General features: G+C 40.1%; 15 protein-coding genes and 1 pseudogene. 4 read left to right on the forward strand and 12 right to left on the reverse strand.

Translation table 11 applies throughout. The annotated features are described in order from the left end of the window. The first annotated feature begins 116 nt into the window (after positions 1-116). Positions 117-560, forward strand: a complete 444-nt coding sequence (locus tag BUB28_RS03755) for an ACT domain-containing protein (RefSeq protein WP_028516730.1) — start codon at positions 117-119, stop codon at positions 558-560. Between the two features lie 19 nt (positions 561-579). After that, positions 580-1,773: a homoserine dehydrogenase gene (locus tag BUB28_RS03760; RefSeq protein ID WP_072948898.1), complete on the forward strand. Its 1,194-nt coding sequence runs from the start codon at positions 580-582 to the stop codon at positions 1,771-1,773. 308 nt (positions 1,774-2,081) lie between these two features. Here the strand turns inward: BUB28_RS03760 and BUB28_RS03765 are convergent, their stop codons facing one another. Together BUB28_RS03765 and BUB28_RS03770 are read right to left on the reverse strand one after the other, a co-directional pair. Beyond that, the gene (locus tag BUB28_RS03765; protein ID WP_072948900.1) at positions 2,082-4,040 is read right to left on the reverse strand and encodes a hypothetical protein; all 1,959 of its coding nucleotides are present in this window, start codon (positions 4,038-4,040) and stop codon (positions 2,082-2,084) included. Beyond that, a complete protein-coding gene (locus BUB28_RS03770; RefSeq protein ID WP_072948902.1) occupies positions 4,030-7,467 on the reverse strand; it encodes a TIR domain-containing protein in 3,438 nt (1,145 codons plus the stop codon). The genes BUB28_RS03765 and BUB28_RS03770 overlap by 11 nt, the downstream gene beginning before the upstream one ends. Before the next feature lie 190 nt (positions 7,468-7,657). On the opposite strand from BUB28_RS03770, the gene BUB28_RS03775 reads away from it, so the two are divergent. Beyond that, positions 7,658-8,224: a haloacid dehalogenase-like hydrolase gene (locus tag BUB28_RS03775; protein ID WP_072948904.1), complete on the forward strand. Its 567-nt coding sequence runs from the start codon at positions 7,658-7,660 to the stop codon at positions 8,222-8,224. 81 nt (positions 8,225-8,305) lie between these two features. On the opposite strand, the gene BUB28_RS03780 is transcribed toward BUB28_RS03775, so the two are convergent. Next, positions 8,306-10,699 carry a glycoside hydrolase family 11 protein gene (locus tag BUB28_RS03780; RefSeq protein WP_072948906.1) on the reverse strand — a complete coding sequence of 798 codons (2,394 nt, stop codon included), beginning with the start codon at positions 10,697-10,699 and terminating at the stop codon, positions 8,306-8,308. A gap of 250 nt (positions 10,700-10,949) precedes the next feature. Continuing rightward, positions 10,950-12,920, reverse strand: coding sequence for an EAL domain-containing protein (locus BUB28_RS03785; RefSeq protein ID WP_072948908.1), 1,971 nt, complete (start codon positions 12,918-12,920; stop codon positions 10,950-10,952). A gap of 370 nt (positions 12,921-13,290) precedes the next feature. Here BUB28_RS03785 and BUB28_RS03790 point away from each other — a divergent pair, with 370 nt between their 5' ends. After that, on the forward strand, positions 13,291-16,218 hold the full coding sequence (locus tag BUB28_RS03790) for a carbohydrate-binding domain-containing protein (RefSeq protein WP_072948910.1): 2,928 nt from the start codon (positions 13,291-13,293) through the stop codon (positions 16,216-16,218). Between the two features lie 140 nt (positions 16,219-16,358). Here BUB28_RS03790 and BUB28_RS03795 read toward each other — a convergent pair whose 3' ends face one another. From BUB28_RS03795 to BUB28_RS16930, 8 genes and pseudogenes are all read right to left on the reverse strand, one after another. Further along, positions 16,359-19,724 (reverse strand): beta-L-arabinofuranosidase domain-containing protein, encoded by a 3,366-nt coding sequence (locus BUB28_RS03795; RefSeq protein ID WP_081373359.1) that lies wholly within the window; start codon positions 19,722-19,724, stop codon positions 16,359-16,361. A 182-nt stretch (positions 19,725-19,906) separates the two neighbouring features. Further along, positions 19,907-20,572: an SdpI family protein gene (locus tag BUB28_RS03800; RefSeq protein WP_081373360.1), complete on the reverse strand. Its 666-nt coding sequence runs from the start codon at positions 20,570-20,572 to the stop codon at positions 19,907-19,909. Continuing rightward, complete coding sequence (locus BUB28_RS03805) at positions 20,520-20,828, reverse strand: autorepressor SdpR family transcription factor (RefSeq protein ID WP_072948917.1); 309 nt, start codon at positions 20,826-20,828, stop codon at positions 20,520-20,522. Before BUB28_RS03805 ends, BUB28_RS03800 begins: the two co-directional genes overlap by 53 nt. Before the next feature lie 87 nt (positions 20,829-20,915). Next, entirely contained in the window at positions 20,916-21,686 is a 771-nt protein-coding gene (locus BUB28_RS03810; RefSeq protein WP_072948920.1) for an ABC transporter permease, read from the reverse strand. Next, positions 21,683-22,582 (reverse strand): ABC transporter ATP-binding protein, encoded by a 900-nt coding sequence (locus tag BUB28_RS03815; RefSeq protein ID WP_072948922.1) that lies wholly within the window; start codon positions 22,580-22,582, stop codon positions 21,683-21,685. Before BUB28_RS03815 ends, BUB28_RS03810 begins: the two co-directional genes overlap by 4 nt. 2 nt (positions 22,583-22,584) lie before the next feature. Next, a complete protein-coding gene (locus tag BUB28_RS03820; RefSeq protein WP_072948924.1) occupies positions 22,585-22,791 on the reverse strand; it encodes a PLDc N-terminal domain-containing protein in 207 nt (68 codons plus the stop codon). Positions 22,792-22,950: 159 nt separating this feature from the next. Beyond that, on the reverse strand, positions 22,951-25,524 hold the full coding sequence (locus BUB28_RS03825) for a dockerin type I repeat-containing protein (protein WP_072948926.1): 2,574 nt from the start codon (positions 25,522-25,524) through the stop codon (positions 22,951-22,953). Positions 25,525-25,676: 152 nt separating this feature from the next. Next, a pseudogene (locus BUB28_RS16930) lies at positions 25,677-26,078 on the reverse strand (hypothetical protein); the annotation flags it as partial.

Genomic DNA, 26,078 nt, shown 5'->3' on the forward strand with positions numbered 1-26,078 from the left:
CATCAATTATTTAGTCTTGACAAATCGGCAAAAAAATGGTATAGTAATTATGTAATGTACAATTGTTCACCACTGACGGACTATTTTTTTAGATTACACTAAAAAGGTGATTTCTTATGGATACCAAATCACAGCTTATTGTTGCCGATGCAAAAATACTCCCTGAGGTTTTTACCAAGGTGCTTGAAGTAAAAAAGCTTATGGCTCAGAAGGGCGAAAAAAGCTTCGCTTCAGCCTGTAAACGTATCGGCATTTCAAGAAGCGCTTATTATAAGTACAAGGACAGCGTTTTTTCATATGAGGAGCTTTTTAACAGAAAGATCGTAAATATCTATCTGCTGCTCAGTGACAGTCCCGGAGTTCTTTCAAGCGCACTTGTTTTTCTTCATAACCTGAATGCTAATATTCTTACTGTTAACCAAAGCATACCTGTTGATGGTGCTGCAGCTGTCAATATTTCACTCAGGCTTACAGGCGATTCCGATTCGGAGCTCGCCTCGCTTAATTCAATTACTGAACTCGACGGAGTTTTGGAGGTAAAGATCCTTTCCGCTGAGTAATTACGGAGGTTTTTCTTTTATGTCAGTCAAATTCGCAGTTTTAGGTCATGGTGTAGTAGGTTCAGGTGTTGTTGAGCTTTTCTATAAAAATAAAAAAAATATTGAGAAGCGCGCCGGAACTGATATGGATATAAAATATATCCTCGATCTCAGAGATTTCCCTGACTCACCTTATGCTGATAAATTCACAAAGGATTTTAATGATATATTAAATGATGACGAGGTCGTTTCTGTTGCAGAGTGCATGGGAGGCGTTGAACCTGCATTCACTTTTGTTAAAGCCTGCCTCGAAAAGGGCAAGAGCGTTTCTACATCAAACAAGGAACTTGTTGCCGAGAAAGGTGATATCCTTCTCAAAGCTGCAAAAGATCACAACTGCAACTTCTTCTTTGAAGCAAGTGTAGGCGGTGCTATCCCGATAATCAGACCGCTTCACCGCTGCCTCGCTGCTAATGATATCTCTAAAGTTGCCGGTATTCTCAACGGTACAACTAATTTTATTCTTACAAAGATGTATAACGAAAATATGCCTTTTGCCGACGCTCTCAAGCTGGCTCAGGAACTGGGATACGCTGAAAAGGATCCTACCGCTGATATCGAAGGACACGACGCTTGCCGTAAGATATGTATTATCTCTTCTCTTGTTTTTGGTAAGCACGTTTATCCAAAGAGTGTATATACAAAGGGCATCACAGATATACAGCTCTGTGATGTAGAAGCATCTGATGTCCTCGGATACGCTATCAAACTTGTAGCTTCTGTTACAAAACTTGATGACGGTAAGATACTCCCTTGTGTAATGCCTACTCTTGTTTCATACGATAACATCATGTCAGGTGTAAATGATGTATTCAACGCTGTTCTCGTTTACGGTGACGGTATCGATCAGACAATGTTCTATGGCAGAGGTGCCGGAAAGCTGCCTACAGCAAGCGCTGTAATGGGTGATGTTATTGAAGCTGTAAAGCACAAGGTAACAGTATTCTCTCAGTCGTGGGAGTCCGCTTCTGATAATTCATTCGTTGAAGATATCAAAAATTACAAGTCTCGCTGGTATTTCCGTGTTCCAAGCGGTTCACCAGTAAGTGACGTTGAGGTTTACAACAATGAAAATGGTCTTTCATATGTTACTACTGAAATGCTTACATTTGCTGAGGCTGAAAAGAAAGCAAAGGATTTAGGAGCACTCGCTCTCCTCCCCGTTCTTGAATAATTAAAAAGCTCCCTTTAACCGTGGTACTCATATAGAAGCTTATACTATTTATCGGGGGAAACCTTTCTGAAGAAAGGCTTTCCCCCGAACCCCTTTCCAAAGACTTTTTTAGCTGATTTTTTCTCAGATAGGGCACACCGAAAATAAAAAAGCCCCGCAAGTAATGCAGGGTGTGCCCTATCTGAGAAAAAATATAACTGAAAGTTTTAGGGAGAGAGTTTGAGAGAAGCCCCTTTTTCAAAAGGGGTTCTCTCAATAAATACTACAAAACTGCTATATGGGTATCGAGGTTAAGGGAGCTTTTTTTATCAGCTATCATTTTTCCTTATGTATCTTTCCATAAGAGACATAAGGTCATATTTACACATCTCAGGCTTGGTCTCCATAAGTCTCTGCTGAGTTACAAGGCACGGATTTTTCCTGAATCTATCACTTCTCTCGCCTGCACACCAGCCTATAGATGCCATATAGCTGCACCAGCGTCTGTGTTCGAGTGAAGCAAGGGCGTATGCAAAGCTGTCTTTTTTGAGATTATCCAGCACAGCTTTCTCTGAACCATTCATTCTCCATGCTGAACCGGTGAATTTCATTATACTTCCATCTGTACCAAGTATCTCTTCAAGCTTTTTATTAAGATCAGTTTTCTTCTCCTTTGCAAGTCTTGGAATTATAAACTCCTTTACTTCATCATGGTATGCAGCTGCCTTGCTTGAAGAACGCCTGAAAAGTCTTAATCTGTTCCATTCCGTTTCAGGATCTGCGTCTGAATTATCTGAATTTCCTTCCTCATCTGAGGTTATTATTGAGATGTTATTGTACAGATGATTATATTCCTTGGCGATCCTGTCTATTTCCCTATTGATTATCATATCAAGAGTTATGATACAGCTTCTGTCATCAATTATCTGTACATTTGCAAGTGCAGAGTTTTCAGAAGCGATAAATCCTGCAAGTCTTCTGTCAGAATCCATTCGCATCATAATCGGTATCTCGTGTCCGATTTCACAGAATATCTCATCAAGCTGCATTGCACAGTTAACCGCAAAATCAATGTTTTCAAGTGTAATAACAGCGTATGTATACGGATTTGAAGCTGTTTTCTCACGAAGCAGGCTGTAAAAATCAAGATACTTTACATTCAATGCATAAAAATTGATCTCAAGTACACCGTCAGCTGCTTCCGCTTTCAATTTTACACTGTCTTCACTTATATCAAATGTTTCTGAGCTGAATTGATTTATGAATTCAGCTTTTTGTTTTTTTATGTCAGTGTCGAAAACATCTATTATGATCTTGTTCTTATCGCTGAGAATACCCAAATTCATCGCCTGAAGCACAGCTTGCTGTCCCATTTGTCCAAGACCTGCCACAAGAAGGTGTACTGTACATTCATCAAGAGGTGTATCAGAGTCCTCATACACCTTATGCAGCGGTATATCGCTATACATTTTGTGTATCTGCATCTCGGGAAAATTAACAAGCTCAAGATCATAATATGCGTCTTTTCCTGCTGCACTGTTATAATACTCGGCTATCAGTCTGCCTATTCCTTCTTCCTCGCATCTGCACGAAACCTTAGCATCTTCGCGTAATCTGATCTTTTCGGTATTATCCTTTTCACACAATCTGAATGTCTGTAAAAGTGAAAAATTACGTATAGAAGATTCTTCAAAAAGTATTATATTTTTTGCATCTTCAAGATGTGTTTTTGCAAATAGTGCGGGAAGTTCTTCCGCTCCTGCTTTAAGAACGTCTATATTATGTATCACATAGCCTGATTTGTTCAGGTCATAAACTTCTTCCTGCCCGATTTTTTCGGTAGTGATGACATGGATGCATAACTCCTTCGGGTCAGATTTGTTATTGCGGAGCATAGCCTTTACGTCGTCGTTGTATCCGAATATAAGTATATGCTGACAGTTCTTTCTTCTCCTAAAACCAATTATCAACCTCAGTATTCGTTCAAGGAACTTGTATACAAAGGATATCGTACAGTATGGCGCTGTGAATACGGCAATGCAATAAGCATAACCCACAACCGTATTAATAAGAGTCGGCTCATTGTTCATAAAGGCTATAACATCCTTTATTGACACTGAAGCTTTAAAACCGAAAGCATTTATACTGTTCTGTATAACAAGAAGAAACTTAAAAAATGTATCATACTTCTTGTAATAAAGAATACCCTGAACAGTAGCTATGAGGAATGAAACTATTGCAAGTATAAAAATAAAGCGCGATGTTTTTACCTTTGTTTTATTTTTCATCAGTCATTCCCTTTCCGAAGAGTTTCTCGACATACTCCCTTGCTGTATCAATAAGCTGCTGCGGCTTGTATACAGGAATATATCCTGCCTTGTCGTTGCCGACATCCATTATAAATACCTTATCTTCCTTTGATGCAGCACCCGCGAAGTCGTCAATGCTATATCTTACCTTGAATTTATCGGTATTTACGAGCCAAGCCTTGTTATCCGACCAAATAACATACATACACGATGCATCGGTTGAAGGCTTTGAAACAAGAGATGCAGCTTTATTGCTGTCATTTTCGGATATGTTGTTCCTTTCATCGATTCCGAACTCAAGCTTTAAGCTTCTTCCTGTAAAGCCTTCGTAATTCATCTCATAAAGACACAGATCACGGCATAATACCGCAAATCTTTCTTTGTCAATAGGTACTACCGATATAGGCTCCTGACTTGTGCCATCAAGTGATACTTTAGCTTTAAGCTCGCCTGTTTCCGCATTAAAGAGTGCAACGCTTCTGTTGCTCAGGAACGCACCTACAGTTGTATCGTCCTGCCAGAACAGTTTATTCACACTGAGTCCGTCATCATTAGTCAGGTCATAATCCAATTTGGTTCTTTTTCCGTTAGCAAAATCGTATACCTCAATACCGCGGCTTTCATCTGTAGTGTCGCAGTAGAAAACAACAGCTCTGTCGCCGGAAACTGCTGAAACTCCGTTGCATATCTCCCTTTCCTGCAAAACGTTTATCTCTTTTTCACCTGACCACATTGAAATAGTTCCGTCAGTGCAAACTCTCAGCAGTTCTCTGTCAGTATTAGTTGTATAATAAACGCTGTTTCCTGACGTTATCATTTTCATTGAATTTAACTGGAAATCAAAGCTGCCATTGACCTCCGTGACTTTTCCGCTCGGAACATCTATGATAGCAAGCTTCTTTTCAGTTGAATAATCAGCCCGCGTTTGATATACAGCAGCTATTATCTTGTTTCCGTCAACAAATTCAGCAGCCGATACAGTATAACCTTTAAGCTCTGCTATATCAGAGCATTTTCCATCATCTGAACAGTAAATATAGAAATGCTTTACAAGATCATCGTCGGAATAATTATCTGTATCAGGATATTCTGTTGCAGTAATTACAGCGTATTTTCCGTCCTCACTTACGCTTGAAACATTGTAGTTATGTATATTTTCACCTGCATCTATAGCGTTAAAGAATTGGTTTTTCTGAATATACTGTATGTATGCGGTATTTGAATAATCTTCTGAGGTAACATATTTTCCCCTGCTGTAACTACAGAACGATATTCCTGTATTGAAGCTTTGTATCTTGTATGCTCCGTTTCGGCTGACATCTCCCAGATAGTTGCTTATGCTAATAACATATTCTTCACCGGTACTTAGTGTAAACATTATAAGTCCGCGTCTGCTGAATGTAACGTCAACTATATTGCTGTCAAGAGTCAGAGTCTTTATAAGCTTTCCGTTACTGTAATCAAGCATGGATAAAGTCCTGTTCGTAACTACGCCAAGAACGTCGATATCTGCATTTGTCTCATCTTTATTAAATCTGAACACCTTGCTTCCTGTTACATAATTTACAGGGATATCCGTACTCCACACAGCTTCCTTCATATCAGCGTCCATGCGCTTGATATTGGCATTATATTGCAGCGCAAATATGTCATTTGTTATTATTACAGGATCGTTGCCTAAGATATTAAGCTCTGCTGTTCTTATGCTGCCCTTTGAGTATTCAGGAAGAGTCAGACTGCTCTTTTCCTCAAGCTTATGATCCTTGATAGTATAAGCAATCATTTGTTCCTTATCGTTGTTATAGAAATAAACTGTATTATCAACTATATCCTGAAGCTCCATGTCCAGGAAAAATCCAAGCATTCCGCTATAAATACCGCTGACATCGACTGTTTCGGTAACCTTTCCAGTTTTACAGTCGATAAGCTCCATAAGTATATCATTTCCCGGCATAGCGACACCTGTTGAAGGAATAACATTTTTGCTCTTATAAAACCTTACAATATATTTATCGGTATTTGTTACCGAATAATAGCTATATGCTTTCTCTGAAGGTTCTGCGCACCAGATCACCTCACCGGTACCTCCATTAAGCTTCCAGAGCTTACTGTCAGAATTATATACATATAGATCACCGCCGGTTCCTGCTTCGTCATCTGAAACATCATGTGTGTAATATGTATATACATTTCCGAAAACAGAGCTTACTTCATAGTTCAGGACCCCGGGAGCGGCAGTACTGCTGAAATAAGTACCTGTCTTATCGTCGTCTATCTCAAAAATTGCAGTAAGCTTATTTGAACTGCCGTATTCCTTTGATGAAAAATCACCGTCAGAAGCTGTTATCTTCTTTAAAAGCTTTCCGCTTTCTGCGTCCCAGAAGTAAATACCTGTAGCATCCTGAGAAACAACAGACTTTCCTGAGCCCATAAATGATATTTTCTCGATAGCTGTATCGTGCCTTAGAGAAAGCTGAGGTACTGTCTGCTGACTTTTGAACATACCCATTTCACGGGATAATGCATATTCAGCCTCAGGTACAATAGGTTTATCTTCACCGTCCGACGGCATAGCTTCAAGTGCCTTCTGAATAGCAGGTATTAAACTGCTGTCCTTATACAGCTTTTCGGACTCAGCCGCAAGATGCTCGGAATTCTCAATAAGAAGGTCATTATTCTTCTTTTCGATCTGCTCATTCTGACTTTTTATCTGATCGTTCTGCTTCTGTATCTGCTTGTTCTTGTTATTGATGGTAAGAGCCGATATAACGCTTATAAGCGTTATAACCGAAAGCACTCCTGATACACCGCCGAAAATACGTCTTCTGCGAGCTGCTTCACGACGTTTTTCACGCTGAAAAAGATCGTTGAAATCACACCCCAGTAAAGGAGCAGCAATTCTCAGATACTCGGTATTAAGCTTTTTCATCGACTCCTTCAGAGTATCGGCTGTGATATTTGCTGCAAGCGGTTCAACTTCGACCTTTACTGTTGTTTCTTCACCCTTGTCATTTACAGTCTTGGCCTCTGTATATGTAAGCTGTTCGGGGAAAGCCTCCTTCGGCGGACCTTTTACAAGAAGCGTAATGATATTCTCATTCGTGTTGCCATGAAGCTCTCGGAATCTCGTTATCTCCTGCAAGCACCACTTTGACTGGTTATACTCAGGTGAACAGATAACGATAAGATATTCCGAACTTTCAACTGCATTCTTTATATCCTCACTCAGATCACTGCTGGACTGTAATTCCGAAACATCTCTGAATATACGCCATTTTTCGCTTTTTGCAGCCATGTTCTTCGGTGGCTTGTAGTTTTCAAGAAGCTTTTGAAGCTTTTCTGCTGCCTGCATATCAGGCTCAAGATGACGATAGCTTATAAACGCTTTGTATTTGTATTCTGACATTTTCATATCTCCCTAAATATATTCGCCGAACTCTCGGCATATTATTACATTTATTCTACCATAATTTTTACTCTTTTTCAATAGCTGTATCATTGCTTTTGTATATGTTTCTCATTAATCTTGATGTTTTGCTTTTTCGTAAGATATGTGATATAATTAATACGAAAAATAATGAAACGAGGAATTATCCATGAATGTTTTTGATTTCGATAACACTCTTTATCATGGAGAAAGTGCAGTTGACCTTGCATTATACATGATAAAGACCAATAAAAGAATAATAAAATATCTGCCGTCAATTTTTATCAACCTTATAAAATATAAGCTATGCATGGTAGAAAAGAAAAAAATGGTCATCGCTATCAACGACTTTTTAAAAAATGCTCTCCGTGACAAGGAGGAGCTTTTTAGTGCAGTTGAGGGCTTCTGGCAGAAAAACAACTGCAAGCTTGATAAAAATATGCTTAAAAAGATAAAAAAGGACGATGTTATAATCACAGCAGGACCCGATTTCCTTATAAATGGTATTCGCGAGCTTCTTAATACTGAAAATATTATTTGTAGCAGAATTGATGACGATAAGATGAAGGTGAAATACCTTAATTTCGGCAGCAATAAAGTAAGACGTTTTAAGGCTGTTTACAGAAATACTCCCATTAAACGTTTTTACACGGATTCTTTCAACGATAAAGCACTTATGGATATATCAGATGAAGTATATATTGTAAAAAAAGGCAGACTAAAAAGAATAAAATAGTCTTTCAGCAATTTTTTATATAAAAGAAAAACAGGATCGGAAAATCAATTCCGACCCTGTTTTTTTATGGTAAATTATATCTTAGAGACTCTTAACAATACCGAGAAGATATTTCTGGATCAAAAGTGCATCATTTGATGTAAGTCCCTTGGATTCCTTATCAACGTCGCCGTTTGCTGAGCCCTGTGCTGTAAGAGCATTTGTATCTGTACCGCCTACAGAATACTTGTTTGGATTAGCAAGTGACTGCATGATAAGAACTATATCAGACATATCAACTAAACCGTCACAGTTTGCATCTCCTGCCAAAGTTACATTAAGTTCAGGTGTTGATGTAGTAGTTGTGGAGGTTGTTGTTTCTTTTGTAGTTGTAGTGGTGGTAGTAGTTGTTGTTGTTGTCGTCGTTGTAGTTGTTGTTGTAACAACAGGAGCTGATGCGGTTACATAATCATCGATAACTCCTGCAAAGAAATTACCTATCTTCTTATATCCTGTTCCGTTAGGGTGGAGCTGATCGTTACCGATATCGTTCATACCGTCAAGGCAGCCGTGAACGTCAACAAACTTAACGTTCTTTCCCTTGCTTGCGTACTCATCAGCAACCTTCTTTACAGTGCTGTTATAATTTGCAATCTTCTGAGTATTTCCGCCATAAGCTGTATGCTCGGGAACAGAAGCCAGGAAGATCATACCGTCTGACGGCATATCTGCAAGCATATAATCCAGCATAGAACGCAGGTCAGATGCGCAGGCATCCATTGAACGATTAGCAGTAAGATCGTTTGTGCCGATCATAAGGAGTATGATATCAGGCTGAGTTTTCTTAACTACATCGTTGTTCTTGAGCTCATTATATAAGCTTCCTCTGCCGCCCTGCTGCTGTCCCCAGCCGGGTATCTCCTTGATCTGATAGCCGCTGAATCCTGCATGATTATCATCATATGTAATTCCGTTAGCAGTAGCATTATCTTTTCCGTTAGGACCAACCATATCGATCTTATAGCCCTTCTTTTTCAGTGCATCGTAAAGATACTTTCTGTATCCGCCCTGCTCACCGTCACCGTTGGTAATGGAGTCGCCGGCAGGCAGTATCTTTATGGTCTGTTCCTTTGAAATATTGCTTGTTCCCTGCTGCTGATTATTATTCTCGCCAGTACCTGAAGCAGTACCGCCTACTTTGCCGCCGCCTGTAACAACAGATGAACCCTTGCCTGACTTTGATACCTGAACCGAGTCAATATAGAAATCACAAAGAGCACCTGAATCCTGAGGCGTTTCGATATAAAGCAGCATATCACCTGAATTATCCGGGATAGTAAATTCTGCGTTTTCAAGCTTTGTCCATTCACCGCTCTTAGTGTCGGCTGTTGCAATGCTTGTATATGATGCTCCATTGCCGTCACCCTGCTGAAGGGACATCTGCATTGTTACTGGACTGCCTGACTTCTGAAGAACAGCAGCACTGAAGCTGTATGTCTGACCCGGTACAAATGCACTCGAATCAAGAGATATAGCGCAACCATTCCACTCGTTTGCTCTGTCTGTTACGAAAAGCGACTTGCTGCCGTCATAGTAGTTGTCGGAATCAGTTGCAACTGACGCATCTCCTCTGCCCGACCAGTCGTCCTTTCCGCTCTCAAATGTGCTTGTAAAGTAATCGCCGTTCTTGTCAGGCTCAACTGTTGGCGTTGGTGTTTGTGTTGTATTTCCTTCACCTGTATCGCCGTCAATACCGTCAGGATATACCCTTACACTCTTAACATTTGCAGAACCGCTGGATCTATAGCCCTCTATATTAAGTGACACTTCATAAAGAGTACCTGTCATATCGAGTCCGGCTTTCTGCCATGCATCAAAATGCTTGCCTACATGGATAGTGCCTGACATATTGTTTGTTTTATTGTTCTGGGAACCGCTTGTCTTACGAACGCTCCAGTACTGATTAAATGTTTTTGTACCGTCAAGCGATGGTGCATTATAACGAGTCGAAAGGAAAATATCGTAGGTATTACCGTCAAGAGTTACCGTACCTTTGTTCTGGCCTTCATTTCCTGGTGGTCTCCAGTCGCCCCAGCCCTCTACGATATAATACTCAACAAGAGGACTTCTTGTCCAGCCGTATACGCACATATACGAATTTCCCTTTGGAGTGTACTCAACATCATAAGTAAGAGTTATATCGCTGCCTATGCTCTTATAATTCTTCTTCAATTTGTCGTAGTTTTTGCCCATACGAGCAAGGAAGTTTTCGATACCTGTCCAGGAACAGCTAAATGAACCGTTTTTACCGGGGGTCATTGATACATTTCCCTTGTAAGCCTGATTCCACATCTCATAGTCATAGCCGTCAATGTTTCCCGTATCCTGCTGGTCATCTGCATTAGCGACCATAGAAGGAACCATAGGAGTGCTTGCAGCGATCATTACAGCTGTCGTACACGCTGAAATGATCTTTTTAAAAAAGCTTTTTTTCATGTTGGATATTCCTCACTTTCTAATATATATTTTTTCAGGGAAGAATTCAAAAACGTTTATGTTTTTGCGAACATTCTCTTCCTCTGATCTCATACTAATTATACACCAGTTTTGTTCATGCTTCAAGTCATTTATTGCCCTGAAATGAACATTTTTGCTAATTTTTCACTAAATATTGTAAAAAATCCCTTCAAGAAATACACTCGAAGGGACTTTATACAATCAGACAATATCAAAAAATATAAAACGTTTAATTATTGAAAGACTTTGTTTCAATAAGCTTTATAAAATCATCTCTTGCAATAGGTTTTGAAAAATAATATCCCTGCATATAATCGCAGCCCAGCTTTTTCAGAATATTTATCTGTGATTCGGTCTCAACTCCTTCCATAAGTGCTCTTTTGTCCATTTTATGAATCATTTCAATAAGTGTTACAAGCAATGTCATTCCATGCACGCTTTTCTCCGAATTCCAAAGAATACTCTTATCTATCTTGATTATATCAACTCCAAGTGAAAAAAGTGATGTCATATTTGAATAGCCCGTTCCGTAATCATCAATGGAAAATCTGAACCCTTCTTTTTTTAGACGATCTATCACCTCGGCAAGATGCGTGTAATCCTTAGCCGCAACTGACTCTGTTATTTCAAAATTGATCATGTTTTTGAGAACAGATTCAGCCTCAACCACACTGCTGATATGCTCCGCAAAGCCTTCCTTCATACACTCCTGCACAGAAAGATTTACGTTTATGCAGGTCATACCGTTTTTTTCAGGAATACCCGTATAAATGAACCTGCATACTTCTTTCAGAACAAATTCGTCGATACGGTCTATAATACCGAGCTGTTCCGCTATAGGGATAAATTCATCGGGATATATCAATCCCATTTTTTCATCATTCATACGAAGAAGTGCTTCTGCTCCGTGAAGTGTTTTATCAATGTTGTATGTAGGCTGATAATACACCTCAAAGCTCCCATGCTCCAAACCGTTTGTAACAGCCTTTTCAACAGCCGCACGGCGAATGACCCAGTCAAGGGATTTTCCGTCTATTATCCTTTCCTGTACACGTTCGGGTATCGGACATTCTGCGATATATATTACCTCCTCGGCGTTTTTAGCTCGTTCGGGCATTCGCACAAGAAGTATCCTTACAGAAAGGAATATATCTGTTCCGTTGATTTTCCAAGCAGCGCCAAAACGTGAAAGTACTTTCTTTGCAAGCTGCTGTGATTTTTCGTCTGTAAAGCCATACAACGCAACAGCAAATCTGCCGTGACCCAAGTAATAAATATAATGCTGCTTTACAACAGTTCCAAGATAATCAGAAACAGATCGTATGATAACATCTCTGTTCATTTTACCATAGACAACAGTATTCGCCGTCTTATCAAATCTTATACCGCGTACTATCATTATCTGTACAGGTATATGATTTTTCAGTGTTGCTTTCATATCAACTAAAAAAGCTGCGGAATTATACGCATTCAGCTCAACGTCCTTACGGTCATCTTCGTTTTCTATAAAAAGAAGTGCACCAGAAAATCCGACAGACTCCAAGAGTACCTCCACGCGAAAATTCATATAAAAGAGCTGTATAATTACTCCGCTCATTGCTAAGAAAAAACATACAGCAATAGAACGCTTACGGCTTTTTGTAAGGATATTCCACGACATCATTACCAGTATGAAGGCTGCAAAGCTCCAAAAACCAGACAATAAGTATATAAAAATATACTCGCCCCATGCCCTGTGGAATTGTCTTCCGCTTGTATAGTACCAGCACCAGTTTGTAAGCGGGTTAAATGCGATAACAAGCTCTGATATAATAACAACCGCCCACAGTGCGATACTTCTGATATAACCTAAAGATGACTGTGATGCCTGCCGCTTAAATTCTATTTTTACATTTCTGCCTACAACGAAAGACAGATAATAAAACAGCGCAGGTGCTATCAAACTATGACTTAGGAAATAAATATATTTGGATAAACGCGAAATAAAAAATATACGTTCAGAAATCATTACGTCCTCTGATGCACGTATATTTACAAGCTCGCAGATCGCATTAACGGAAAGAAGTGAAAGCAGCAGGATAAAAATACGATTCTGGGTTTTTTTCGTATGTCCGTCCATAATTGTATAAACAAGATTTGCAAGGCAAATCATTAATGCAGAGAGAGCGATTCCAAAACTTAAATCAGTATAAATAACCATCAATATCCCCCCGGCTATTTAAAAATATAAATCTTCCGCTTAAATAAAAACAAATTTCATGGTTAAATATGATGGAAGATATGTTGATAAAATATAAGATTTTTTTGTGATTATACCATATTTTTGTACTCTTTGTCAAGTTTTGACAGTCCAGAAAAATATTTCATTTATCATATTCAAACCAAATATAATCGAAATATTTTATAATGATATTTCAGCTTTGTGCATATATAACAATATTATCGCCCATTTCTAAGCACAATGCTACAAAAAACACCTCAGCCGTATTCTTTTAAGATTATTTTAAGATTAATTCACTATTATGCAATCATATGTTAAATATAATTTTACTTTTTTAGGAGGACGTAAAATGAAGAAAAAAACACTGCTTGCAGGTATGTTATCTGCCTGTATCGTCAGCTCGGCTTCAGTCCTGTCTCTCACAGGAGCAGCTGCTGATAAGGTTTACGGCGATGCAAATCTCGACGGAACTGTTGATATGTCAGACTGTGTTCTTATAATGCAGTCACTTGCTAATCCCTCAAAGTACGGCATTACAGGAACTTCCGAACTGCATATCACTGAAGAAGGAAAGGATCTTGCCGATGTTTCGGAGCGCGGCAATGGTCTTACTTTAAATGATGCGGTTTCTATCCAGCGTTATCTTCTGGGAAAAATAAAGAGTCTCCCGGAGAGCTTTTCTGACACTCAGGTTCCTGACACCAATCATGACGATGAAGTAAAAACAAAGATACACCTCAAGGATAATGCTGTAACTGTTGAAGGCAAATACGCTGTGGCTGACGGTTCAAAGGTAACTATCTCACATTCGGGAAGCTATACTATCGACGGTACACTTACAGACGGTCAGATATACGTTGAAGTCCCTGACACAAAGGCTGACAAGGAAACTGTAAAACTTATATTCAAAGGCGTAAATATCACAGGTAAGAGTGCTCCTGCAATATTCGTTAAAAATGCAGATAAGACCTCTATCACGATCGCTGACGGTACTGAAAACGTTATTTCCGACGGTACTTCTGCATACACAGGTGATAACGAGAAAAATGCAGTAATAGAGGCTAAGGACGATATTACCATAAAAGGTGACGAAGCAGGAACAGGCGTACTCACTATTACAGCAAATGTACAGCCCGCAATATCATGCAACAATGATATCAAGTTTACAGGTGGTATCACAAATATAGAAACTCTCAATGAAACCGATGCAAACGATGCAGTAAAGGGTAAAAACTCTGTACTCGTAAAGGGCGGAAAGCTCGTTATCTCCGCTCAGGGTGATGGTATCAAATCAACAAAGGGCAATGTTGATCTCGAAGGCGGCGAGATCAGCGTTAAGAGCGGAAACGACGCTGTACAGGCAGAAACAGCTATTAATATCAGCGGCGGTGATATTGCTGCATTCGGTGATAAAGGTCTTACAAGTGCAGGCAGTGTAAATATCAAGGGCGGTGAGCTGCTTGTAACATCTACTGATTGTCAGTGTGAAAATATTACCTCAACCGACCAGAACACTCTTTTGTTCGATTTCGTGAAGGAATGGTCAAAGAACAACCCGATAACGGTTACAGATGCTTCAAAGAAGGTTCTTTTTGATAAAAACACTCTTAAAAAGTACAAATATGCAATTGTTTCCTCCTCAAAGCTTGGCAGTGACGAATACAAACTCTTTGCAGGCGGTATAAAGCAGAAGCACAGCACAGGCAGCACTTTCAAGAGCGGCAAACCTGCTTCATACAAGGAAGTAAACAACGATATGGAAAACGAGGAGCAGCTCTACAGCGAGCTCTTCAGTCAGCAAACAATTCACAAGATAGATATTAAAATGGCTGAGGCTGAATGGGATAACCTCATCAAGAATGCGAGTAAGGAAGAATGGACTCCCTGTGATGTTGTTATCGACGGCGAGACATTCAAAAACGTAGCTATCAGAACAAAAGGAAACAGCTCGCTTATGATGGCAAAGAACGGTAAATACAGCTTCCGTATCAAAATGGATAAGTACGATAAAGAGCTTAATTATCACGGTTTAACCGAATTCTGCATGAACAATATGCTCTCAGATGCTTCGTGTATGAGAGATATCCTCTGCTACAATGCTATGTATGAGGTTGGCGGCGTTGCTCCTCATGCTGCACATACCGATATGTATCTCAACGGAGAGCTGTACAGCTTCTATCTCCTTGCAGAACAGCCAGGCACTACAGTCGCTGAGCGTTATGCTGTAGATGACGACTCAGTCCTCTATAAAGCAACTGAGAAGGCAGGTGGCGAAAACGGCGGATGGGGCGGCTTCAGCGGTGACAGCTACTGCTCATTCACCGAGAATATGCCTCTTGACAGATTTGATGTTAAATTCGGAAAGGACGACGAATTCAAGCATATACAGGACATCAAGACTGCTATAAACAAACTCACACCTACAGACTATAAGTTCATTGAGGACGTTATAGATGTTCCAAGCTTCCTCAAGGGCTTTGCCGTAAACTCCATATTCTGCAACTATGACAGCTATAACGGTTCACTTGCTCACAACTACTATCTGATGTACTCAGGCGGAAAGGCTTATTTTGTAGGCTGGGACTATAATCTTTGTCTAGGTAACTTTACAGGCGGTGCAAGCTCGGTTACATCTGATATAAAGACAAGTCTCTATCAGTCAACAGTTGCTGACAGACCTCTTGCAAAGCTTCTTCAGGTACCGGAGTACTATGATATGTACGTAGATATCGTTAACGATATTATGGACTACTACAGTGACCCTGAGGCTTATGTTGCTGAATACGCAAAGAAAATACGCTCACACGTTCAGGCTGATCCACGCGGTTCATTCACTGTTGAGGACTTTGATGCAAACACTTCAAAGAGTGCAGAAGGTCTGCAGTACAGTGAAGAAGATGCCGCAGGCGGCTGGGGCAACTGGGCAGGCTTTGGCAACGGTGACGCTAATGGTGAAAACGATGGCTGGACTGGCTTCGGAAACGGTGACACCAACGGCGGCAACGGTGGCTGGGCTGGTTTCGGAAACGGTGATGCCAACGGAGGCAATGGTGCATGGGCTGGTTTCGGAAACGGAGATGGCAACGGAGGCTGGCCCGGATTTGGCGGCGACGCAAGCTTAGACTGGGCTAACATGGACTGGAGCAACATGGATTGGGGCGATATGGACTGGGGCGACATGGACTTCGGTGGCGGAATGTTCGGCGGCGGACAGACTTCAGTCGTTGACTTCCTTATCAAGAGATTTGAAATAATCCGCGAAGCTCTCAAAAATTAATCAGACCTCGCAATAATAAACAGCACTTTCCTAAATATACGGGAAGTGCTGTTTTTATATTGCAAAAGTCAGAACCACCCGTATTTCAGGGTGGTTCTGATGAAGATATATTGACATAAAAAAGGATAATTCGCTTTATATCAGCTCAAAGACTCAACAAGTCCTAAAAGGAACTTCTGTATTCTTAGTGCATCACCTGTTGTAAGCCCCTTGCTGCTTGTATCAACATCTGCGTTTATCATTCCCTGCTTGGAAATTGCATTTTTATCTGTACCGCCTTCACCATACTTATTTGGATTTGCAAGCACCTGCATAATAAGGACGATATCAGACATATCAACCTCGCTGTCACAGTTTGCATCACCGAGCTTTGTGGGCTGCGGTACATTTACTACTGTTGTTGTCGTTGTAGTAACAGTAGTAGTTGTTGTTATTGTAGATGTTACAGTCGGAAGCGGATCTTTCTCAATTTCACGTATAATGATATAGTTGAGATTTATAGCCTTATCAGCTGAACGGAAATTCAGATCAAGCCTGCCGTTCCTGACTACGACCTCGCCTTTTGTTACTGTTGAACCGTTTGTTGCACATTTTTCAGCAACTACGGACTGTTCATCTGTACCGTAATAAGCATATACAGTAGGTGAAGTTGAACAGCTCCACGGATCACTAAAACACATTTCTACAGAGTACTTACCGTTGGGCAAAGTAAAACCGTAGTCAAGATGTCGATCGATATTATTTTCGTACTGGTTCTTTGTATAGCGGAACGATGCATTCTTCGCTCTGCCGTCACCTGTATTTCTTTCATCACACCATGTATTTGCAGTATATATGCCTGCACTGTTTTTACTGCCCGAGTACTGATCGGTTGGATCGTCGATCAGTCCCCATTCTGCACCTGTTACCTCGTCAGGGCCGTAAAGCTGCTCTGTAACGCTGTTATAGAAACCAAGTTTGTCATTGCCTGAGAGAGTATATGTATTATGGTCGCCGCAGTCAACAAAGTAAGCAATGCTGCTGTCATATTCGTAAAGCGGCTTAACAGCTGTCATATAGATAAAATCGCAGACCTTTGCGGACTCTTTATCATCATTTGATGAGAATGTTACCGTCAATACATCATAATCTGCACCGTCAGCTGTTACAGCTTTGACATTATTATCAATGACTTTCTGTGGAACGATCAGGTTCACATCATAAACATCACTGCTGCCCTTATAATCAAGAGTTCCGCTATAAAGGATAGTATCACCTACAACAATACGTATAGACTTTCCGTTGTCAGCCTTACGGAATTTTACAGTAAGAAGATTATACTCCGCTTCCTTGTCGATAGCCATGCGATAGCTGAATGAACCGCCGCTCTTTGCATAACGATAGGTACTGTCGTCGGTAACTCCCTGTGTGTTGAACTCCTGCATATCATGGAGATTATCATTCTCATACTGTCCGTAACCGGGCTGTACGGTATCTGTTACTGTTTTCTTTGAACGTACAGGTCTGTCGACAGCCGTACTGCTGCTCTGGAAATTCCAGTAAATGCCGTATCTCTGCTGATACTGCTTATAATGAGGAGTAAATGTCAGGTCATGATCTGTGCCCTTTAAGGTGAATTTCATAGAATTTGCATCTTTGACAAGATGATCGTTTATCTCTGACATAAAAGTATTAACTGTAGTGCTGTTGTCTGATATCCTGATATTCTCGGAAGGGGCAATAGCTTCCTTCGGGATAGTTACCCACATACCTGTTGAACCTGTAGCCATATTCTGCTTGCCGAGCTCTGCGCTGAGAACTACAGGGCCGTATTTAAAGCCGTAAACTGTGTTTTTATCGGGCAGAGAGTAAGCCTTGACAGCCTCAGGGATAGTTACTTCAATAACATCACCTGATTTGAATTCGCCTGTTACCTGCGCATAGCCGTTTACAGTCTTATATGAATACTTATCGCCGTCGACCTTAATATTCACGTTTCCTGCTTTCCAATCAGGGATACGGAATCTAAAGTCAACTGCACCGCTGCCGTCAATGGTGAACTTTGAAGTATTTCCGTCAGGAATTGAGCTTTCCTGTGTGATCTTCATATTCTTGTCAGCCCAGTTAAGAATGGAGCTCTGATACATATTTACATAAAGAGTATCGTTGCCATGCATATAGATAGTATCGCCAAGCTTTGTAAAGCTTTCCATACCACTGCCTGTACAGCACCAGAAATGGTCGAACGGTGAACTGTAAACCTTGAAATATCCCGTTGCCATTGGCTGAAAATAGGTAGTCATACCTGTCTCAGGATTCTGAGACGAGAGAATAGAATTGTAATATGTATTCTCATAGAAATCCATATACTTACTATCCCCTGTTATCTTGAAAAGCTCACGGCTGAGCTTTAACATATTGTATGAGTTACAGGTCTCGCAGTTGCAGTTTGTACGCTCCTTGTCAAGAACATCGTCCATTCCGAAATGCTCCCACTCGCTGTTGCCGCCTGTGATGTAGGTATGATGTGAATTTACCATATCCCAGAATGCATCAGCGTATTGCAGATAGCGTGAAGCATCAATCTTTTCGCCGTTGACAGTCTTACCGTCAAGAGCGATATAGCGCTTTAATGCTCCAAGGAATTTAGGAATTGTTGTATTGGCGTGCTTGTTGTTGAGTACATTTGCTCCGCCCTTCAAAACTGCTTCGTGAAGATTTGTCTCGTCAAAGTAATGTGCTGCTGCTGCATGATTGTCCTTGCCTGTTATAAGATAAAGGTCATAAAGGCAGTCGTTCATTCCGCCGTATTCAATAGAAAGTACAGTATTATGCTTTCTCTGATCCCATGTTTTGCAGCGGTTGTACACCCAGTCACCTAAGTCTGAACCAAGATCCTTTGCTGTTGCATATCCCGTAGCATTGTATACATCAACAATTCCGGCAATAAGCTTATGCATAGTGTACCACGGTACCCACGCTTCATTAATAATGTTGGACTTTCCTGCCTCTATGTTATCGAACTGCACTTCAACGCTTGTACCATTCGGGTGAGCAGCTGCCCATACAAAGCCAGCTTTGCCCTTTGAATTCTTCTGACACTCCCTCATACCGTCAATAAGAGTTGTCATCTTTGACTTGATAGTACTTCGTTGAGCATCTGTAATATCAGGGTGCTGATATGCCTGAGCCAATGCTGTAAGGTAGTGACCAATAGCGTGACCTGCGATATTGGTGTTTTCCCAGCCGCCGTACCTTTTGGCTCCTTTGGTGTTCAGACCTGCGTTTTCACGAAAACCCGCAAGAAGTCTGTCGTTATCAAAGGATAACAGGTACTTGATCTCCTGAGCAAAAGCATTTACGCTATACTCGTCCGTCATTGTGATATCGGAGAGGCTGAAATCGCGAATTTTCATGTCCTCTGCTGTTGCAGCCGAAGTTTTAAATGCTGAAAGATCAGCAAAAGAAAACATCATAGCCGCAGCAATTCCAAATGATGTCACACGAGAGGGTAGTTTTTGTAACATATGGAATTCCTCCTTAAATTTTAATATCCATTTTTATTTTATATCAATGCGATTTATATAACAACCCATAAAATCACAGAAAAGGTTGAAATTATTTTGTTCTTTAAGACAAATATAACATATAGAGCATAATGTATAACATAATTTTAAAAGCCCACTCAACGAATGAGTGGGCTTTCGCTTTATTGTTTGCTTTTGCCTGAATAATATATAACCTCGCCATAGATCAATGGTATGAATACAGACACCACCAATATAACGAAGGATACTGTAAAAAATCCGATCAGAGATGTTATAAATCCGATAATACCGCATACTATCAGTACAATTCCAGCGAAACGATGTGTTCTGTCCCATATCTCATCATTTGCCATTATATGCGGAGTACGTATTCCGACTAAACAGTTCTTTCTTATTTTAGGCATATAATTGCCAAAAACGATCAAAATAACAGATATAACTACACATACGACCAGACGTATATCTTTCATCTTCCCGAGTGCATAAAGAATTATAACGCTCTGAGCAAGATACAGTGTAATCGGGAATATAATTACAACTATCGGTATAAGCTTGCCCACATTACGCTTTTTTTCAAGCCATCTCATGTAAATACAGCACAGTAAAGTTATTGCTGTAAAAATAAGCGGTATTCCAAATAATGCAAAGGTCTTTGTAGTTGTACCTGTCACATTCGATGACAAATTCCAGTTGGTCACAATCCTATCCGGGAGCCTATCATACAAAACAGCCCCCGGTATCATTGCGCAAAGGCACATAATCAGAGCAATAATATCACTTTTCTTCAGATTTTTCATCATCATTAGCCTCCTTATCGGTTTTATCATGGGTAAACTGAGAAACCCACAGAAGTATCTCCTCAAATACCGAAGTATTAAGGGAATAATATATAAAATTCTTTTCTTTTGTTTCGTATATAAGATCTGCATTTTTCAGCTGCTTCAGGTGATATGATACGGTAGCTCCTGTCATGTCAAAACGTGATGCTATATCACCTGCTGAAAGCCGACCTTTTTTCAGCATTGAAAGTATCTCTCGCCGGACGGGGTCCGAAAGAGCCTTAAAGGTTTCAGGAAATCCCATTTTTTACTCCTTTCTGTAAAATACATATATTGCTTCGGTTGAATACAATTTTTAATCTCTGTTTTATGAAAAAATGTCCATAAAATATCATAACTGCCGCCTATGTGTAAGAGGAAGTGCAGTTAAAACAAATAAAAGAGATAGTAAAGCGGTTATTATCATTGCCCCAAAATAATCATCAGGTTTAAGCTCGCCTTTATATAGTGATATACTGTCGGTAAGGCTGACAGGAAGATATTTTTTAGCCTTGCTGTACATACCTATAATTGGCATTATAAAATATACCGCCCCTGTTCCAAGCATTACCTGTATTCCCGATCCGGCAAAGGACGAAAAAAACACAATACAGCTTATCATGAATACACCAAAGAGCCACCAGCAGAAAGCTGCGAAAACCAGTTCTTTTACAACATGATTATCCCAGTAGAAATCACTGTAGAAAAAAGTTATACCAAAGCACAGCCATATACCTATGCTCCATGTCATAAGCATAACTAAAAACTTTGAGAGAACCACTGAATCGCGTGATAATCCTTTTGTAAGGAAAGGTATAAGTGTACCTTTTGAATATTCGGAAGTATAAATCCCGCTGAACATGATAAGCAGAACGATCAATCCCATAGGCATATTCTTCACAAACTGTGACCAGGAATCAAGTGCGGTAACCTTAATCGTTCCGATATATATCCCCTGTTCTGCAAAATCTTCCGACATAAATTCAATAAAGTTTGGTGTTAACTTTGCGATCGCAGGATTCATTATACCAAATAGAACAAATATACCGAGCAATATAAAAAGACGTTTTGTTCTTACAATTTCACGAATCTCTTTTTTTAATAAAGCTGTAAAACCTGTCATTTACCGATCACCTCCAGAAAAAGGTCCTCAAGATCAGCCTCATGCCTTTCAAGCCGTTTTATCGGAATCATCTTAGCTGAAAGAAATGCCATTAGCTCAGCGCAGTCCTTTTCAGAAGCCTTCGGCAAAATAAATCTTCCGTCTGTTTCTTTTCCTTCAGGAAACGCCGCAGCAACTTTTTCTATGTCATTCGGACAGACAAGCGTAAGTTCAAGAGCAGTATCACTCCTCAATGCACGTATATCCTCAAGGCTGCCAAAAAACGCAGTTTTACCGCCTTCAAGGAATGCGACCTTGCTGCATACCCTTTCGACGTCCGAAAGGATATGCGTTGAAAATACAACAGATGTATATTCTTTTGCGGCACTTATTATATCGAGTATATCCTTTCTTCCCACAGGATCAAGTGCAGATGTCGGTTCATCGCAGATAAGAAGTTTCGGACGATTTATAAGCGCCTGCACAATGCCAAGTCGCTGCTTCATACCGCGTGAATAGCCTTTTATGCGATGCTTTTCTTTGTCAAGTCCAACAAGCTCAAGCAATTCAGATATACGCGCCTTAAGCTTTTTTCTGTCCATTCCTGATATTTCACCGCAAAGAGTAAGATATTCAACGGCATTCATATACCCATAAAACTCAGGAACATCAGGAAGAAATCCTATACAGCCGCCTTTAGGCGTACAGCCATAGCTTACCTTTTCTCCGCATACATTGATCTCTCCGCCGTCAGCTTTCAAGAGTCCCAGCACAGCACGCATTGTAGTAGTTTTTCCTGCACCATTTCTGCCTATAAAGCCGAAAACACAGTTTTCAGGAACATCAAAGCTCACGCCGTCAAGTACTTTTTTACTTCCGAAGCTCTTTTTTAGTTCTTTAACTTCAAGCACATTCATCTTTAGTCATCTTCCTTGCCAAATATGAAGTATATTATTGGACCTATGAATTCCATTCCAATTATAGCTACCACAAGCCAAATCGCACGATTGCCGCGTTTATACTTGTCATGCTTCAGGATATGGTATATCGTGTACCCCAACAGTAACAGCTGCACGATAATGAGCGGGATCAAAAGCGGTAAATACTCCTTGATATCAACGTTCATAACAGTTCCTCCAATAATCAATCTATTTAGAAATTCATCAATTTAGATGTTTCTCTAAATAGATTATAGCACGCAAAATCATCTTTGTCAATAGGTATTTAGAAATTTTTCTAAATACCTATCAAAAAAATGACTGCCATTGCTGACAGTCATTTCGTATTATTTTTTTCCTTCAAGCTCGTGGATCAAACGAATATCCAAAACAGGTAATGAATAGCATATCTTTTTAAGGTATTCCTGTATTTCCTTGCAATCTATCCATTCAAGACAATCACCGTATGAAAAGATTTCGAGCAGTATCGGCTTACCGTCCGTGTCGTTTCCGATAAGGTAGATAGTTTTCTGACCAGCATCCCACATCTTCCCTATTGTTGTACCTATCTTATCGCTCTTATGCTCTCTAAGCTCAGCTGTCATTTCTCTGGTTATGCCGACTATATCATCAGACATACGAGACTTAACTGCCTTTTCATTTTTCATGATATCAGTAAGCGCTTTGTACCACTTTCCGTCTTCATTATGTAAATCAACGAGCTCATTATATGTATTTTCATCTCTTTCATTGTTTCCGAGATACATATTATAGCCTGTACCATTCTCGTCATACACTGTGATATCCTGCTGTGCTCCCCACGCATGGTTTTCATATACAACAGCCAGCATAGGCTTAGGATCTGAGATTATTCCGCAGCAATTATCCGTGACATTTACAAGCTGCTTTTTCATGCTTAAAAGATCAAATACGTCTATTACACCGTTTTGATCCATATCAGCATTTTCCGGCTTTTTCAACTTACCGCTGCCAAGAAGCCATTTTTGAAGCGAAACGACATCAGATACGCCCAATACTCCGTCATAGTTACAGTCTCCGAGTACAAGAGCAGGTACATCATCGTTGTTTATCAAACTTACATTAAGATCATCGTCAATGCTGAATGAATATGTCGTATCACCCTTAGGTTCGTATGTATCTGTTCCGCCGCTATAATTGAAATCAACTGTCACATTGCCTGATCTTTTAGGTTTATATATTACAACTTCACCGTATTGTCCACCTGCCACATCAATAATACCGCCAGATTCAAGATTATAATCAAAGAGCTTGCTTATCTCTGATATTCCGTCCTGCTGAGGATCAATTCTGAATGAACGACCTATTGAACAAAATACCACATATTCGCCGTTGATCGAAACATTGCCATTATTTTTAATATACTCACGGAGCTCAGACAGGCAATCTGGTATCCAGCCAAAAAGATCAGTCTCTTTTATAACTCCGTCCTTGTCAACTGAAAAATTCAGCACACACGACTCAGATTGATCTAACATGTAATTTCCACGCGATTTATTCCAATAAATGCTTACACTTGATGACGGCTTTGGCTTAAAAACATCTACGCTATAACATACATCTTTTTTTGCATAATCAATATCTCTTTCCTTCAAGCCAAGCTTTTTAAGTGATGCAACATATTCATCATAGCCCTCGTTTCCGCTGGCGATAATATCAGGAAAGCCAAACACCTTTGAGTACACCTGACATTCATAACTTTCATATGCATCATATTCGTTATCATTCTTTATTTCTTTCATATAACGACGTGTAGTATATCCTTTTCCGTTATTCTCCATTCTGCGTACACAGCATATGTAGCCGTCCTCGATATGACTTACACCGTATTTATTGTCAAAATCAAGTGCTGATGCAAGATCGGTCGGTACCCACTCAGGAAGATCAGTCTTATTTTCTACCACATAAAGCTTATTATAATTTCGTTCATCTATTTCAATTGTAAAAAATGCGGAAGATTTCTTTTCTTCCTCGGGTTCATCAGGACTTGTATACAAGAAATCTATTCCGATCTCACCTACAGAAACAGGTTTGTAAGCCTTTACTGTCCTTAAAATGTCCGTTTCTTCGTTCATTTTCGGCGATCTGTACGGAATTGTATAGCTCATAAGCTCCTCTGCCATTCCGTCGCCATGCTGCTCTGTCGTAAAATCATCAGCTTTTGATGCCAGAACATCTCCGCAAAAGATAATCAGTCCGTTATATGTACAGATATTGCCATGCTCCTTTATAAAATCGTTATACTCTTCATAACAATCAGGTAAAAATCTGAACTCGTCAAACTGTTCTTTTATAAGCGTTGATGATGTATAGCCAAAGGTAAAAGTGCGTGATGAAGTTATACAGGGTTCACCGTCGACATAGTACCCTGATTTCAGTGTAACATCAAGATCCTGAAACAAAGTAGTGTAGACCTCTACTCTGAAATAATTGTCAAGCTCCTCTGTATCTTCGGATATACCGGCAGCCCTGAGACGGTTCATATAGTTCTCATACGCCTCTGTATTGTCTTTATCAGGAGCGTCCTCCGGACTGAACTCCATATTCTTTGAAAACTCATATCTCAGTTCTTTATTCTCAACACATTTTCCCGAACACACTATGTCGTAATACGCGTCATCGTTGTGAAGAGGGCGCTGCTGTACTATGCATATATACTCCCCTTTTGCATACGACTCACCATGAGTATTGCTGAACTCAAGTGCCTCAAGATAGTTGTTCGGCACCCAGTCAGGGCAGTATCTTTTATTCGCAACGCCGACATTGACTGAAGCAGTATCTATTGGTACTATTATGTCAGCAGAAGCCACAGCGGAAGGAACTGCTGTGATAACAATTGAAACCGATGCCGCGAGTGCAAAAAGCCGTTTTAATAAATTCATTGAAAAATCCTCCTCTCGGAAAAATCCGTATATATATATTAACGTTTCAAAAATGGAAATGTGCGGCAATCTAAAAAAATTTTTGTTACATAAAAAAGCGATCCCGTCAGTTTGACGGGATCGCTTTATACATTTTTACTTGCAGCGTCTTATTATAATGATTTTTCATCGCCGAGGAGATATCTCTGTATCTTCAGTGCATCACCAACTGTAAGTCCCTTAACGGAAGTGTCGACATCGCCGTTTTCAGCACCCTGAAGTGTGATATGAAGCTCATTGCTGCCATTAACGCCATACTTGTTTGGATTAGCAAGAGCCTGCATGATAAGAACCACATCGCCCATATCAACTGTACCGTCACAGTTTGCATCGCCCTTTATTACATCAGAGCTTGTATTGTTTTCATCATGGTACTCTTCATCAGAGATAATGAAGTCAAGTGTTTGAGACTTTATAGCTTCTTCATCTTCATATGTAATAGTTACCCATGCTTTTCCGCTCTCAATACCCTTGAATTCGATAGTTCCGCTGTCTTTGCTTGTGGGCTTAACTTC

Origin of the sequence: Ruminococcus flavefaciens (assembly GCF_900143025.1) — a bacterium.
Classification (GTDB): domain Bacteria; phylum Bacillota; class Clostridia; order Oscillospirales; family Ruminococcaceae; genus Ruminococcus; species Ruminococcus flavefaciens_I.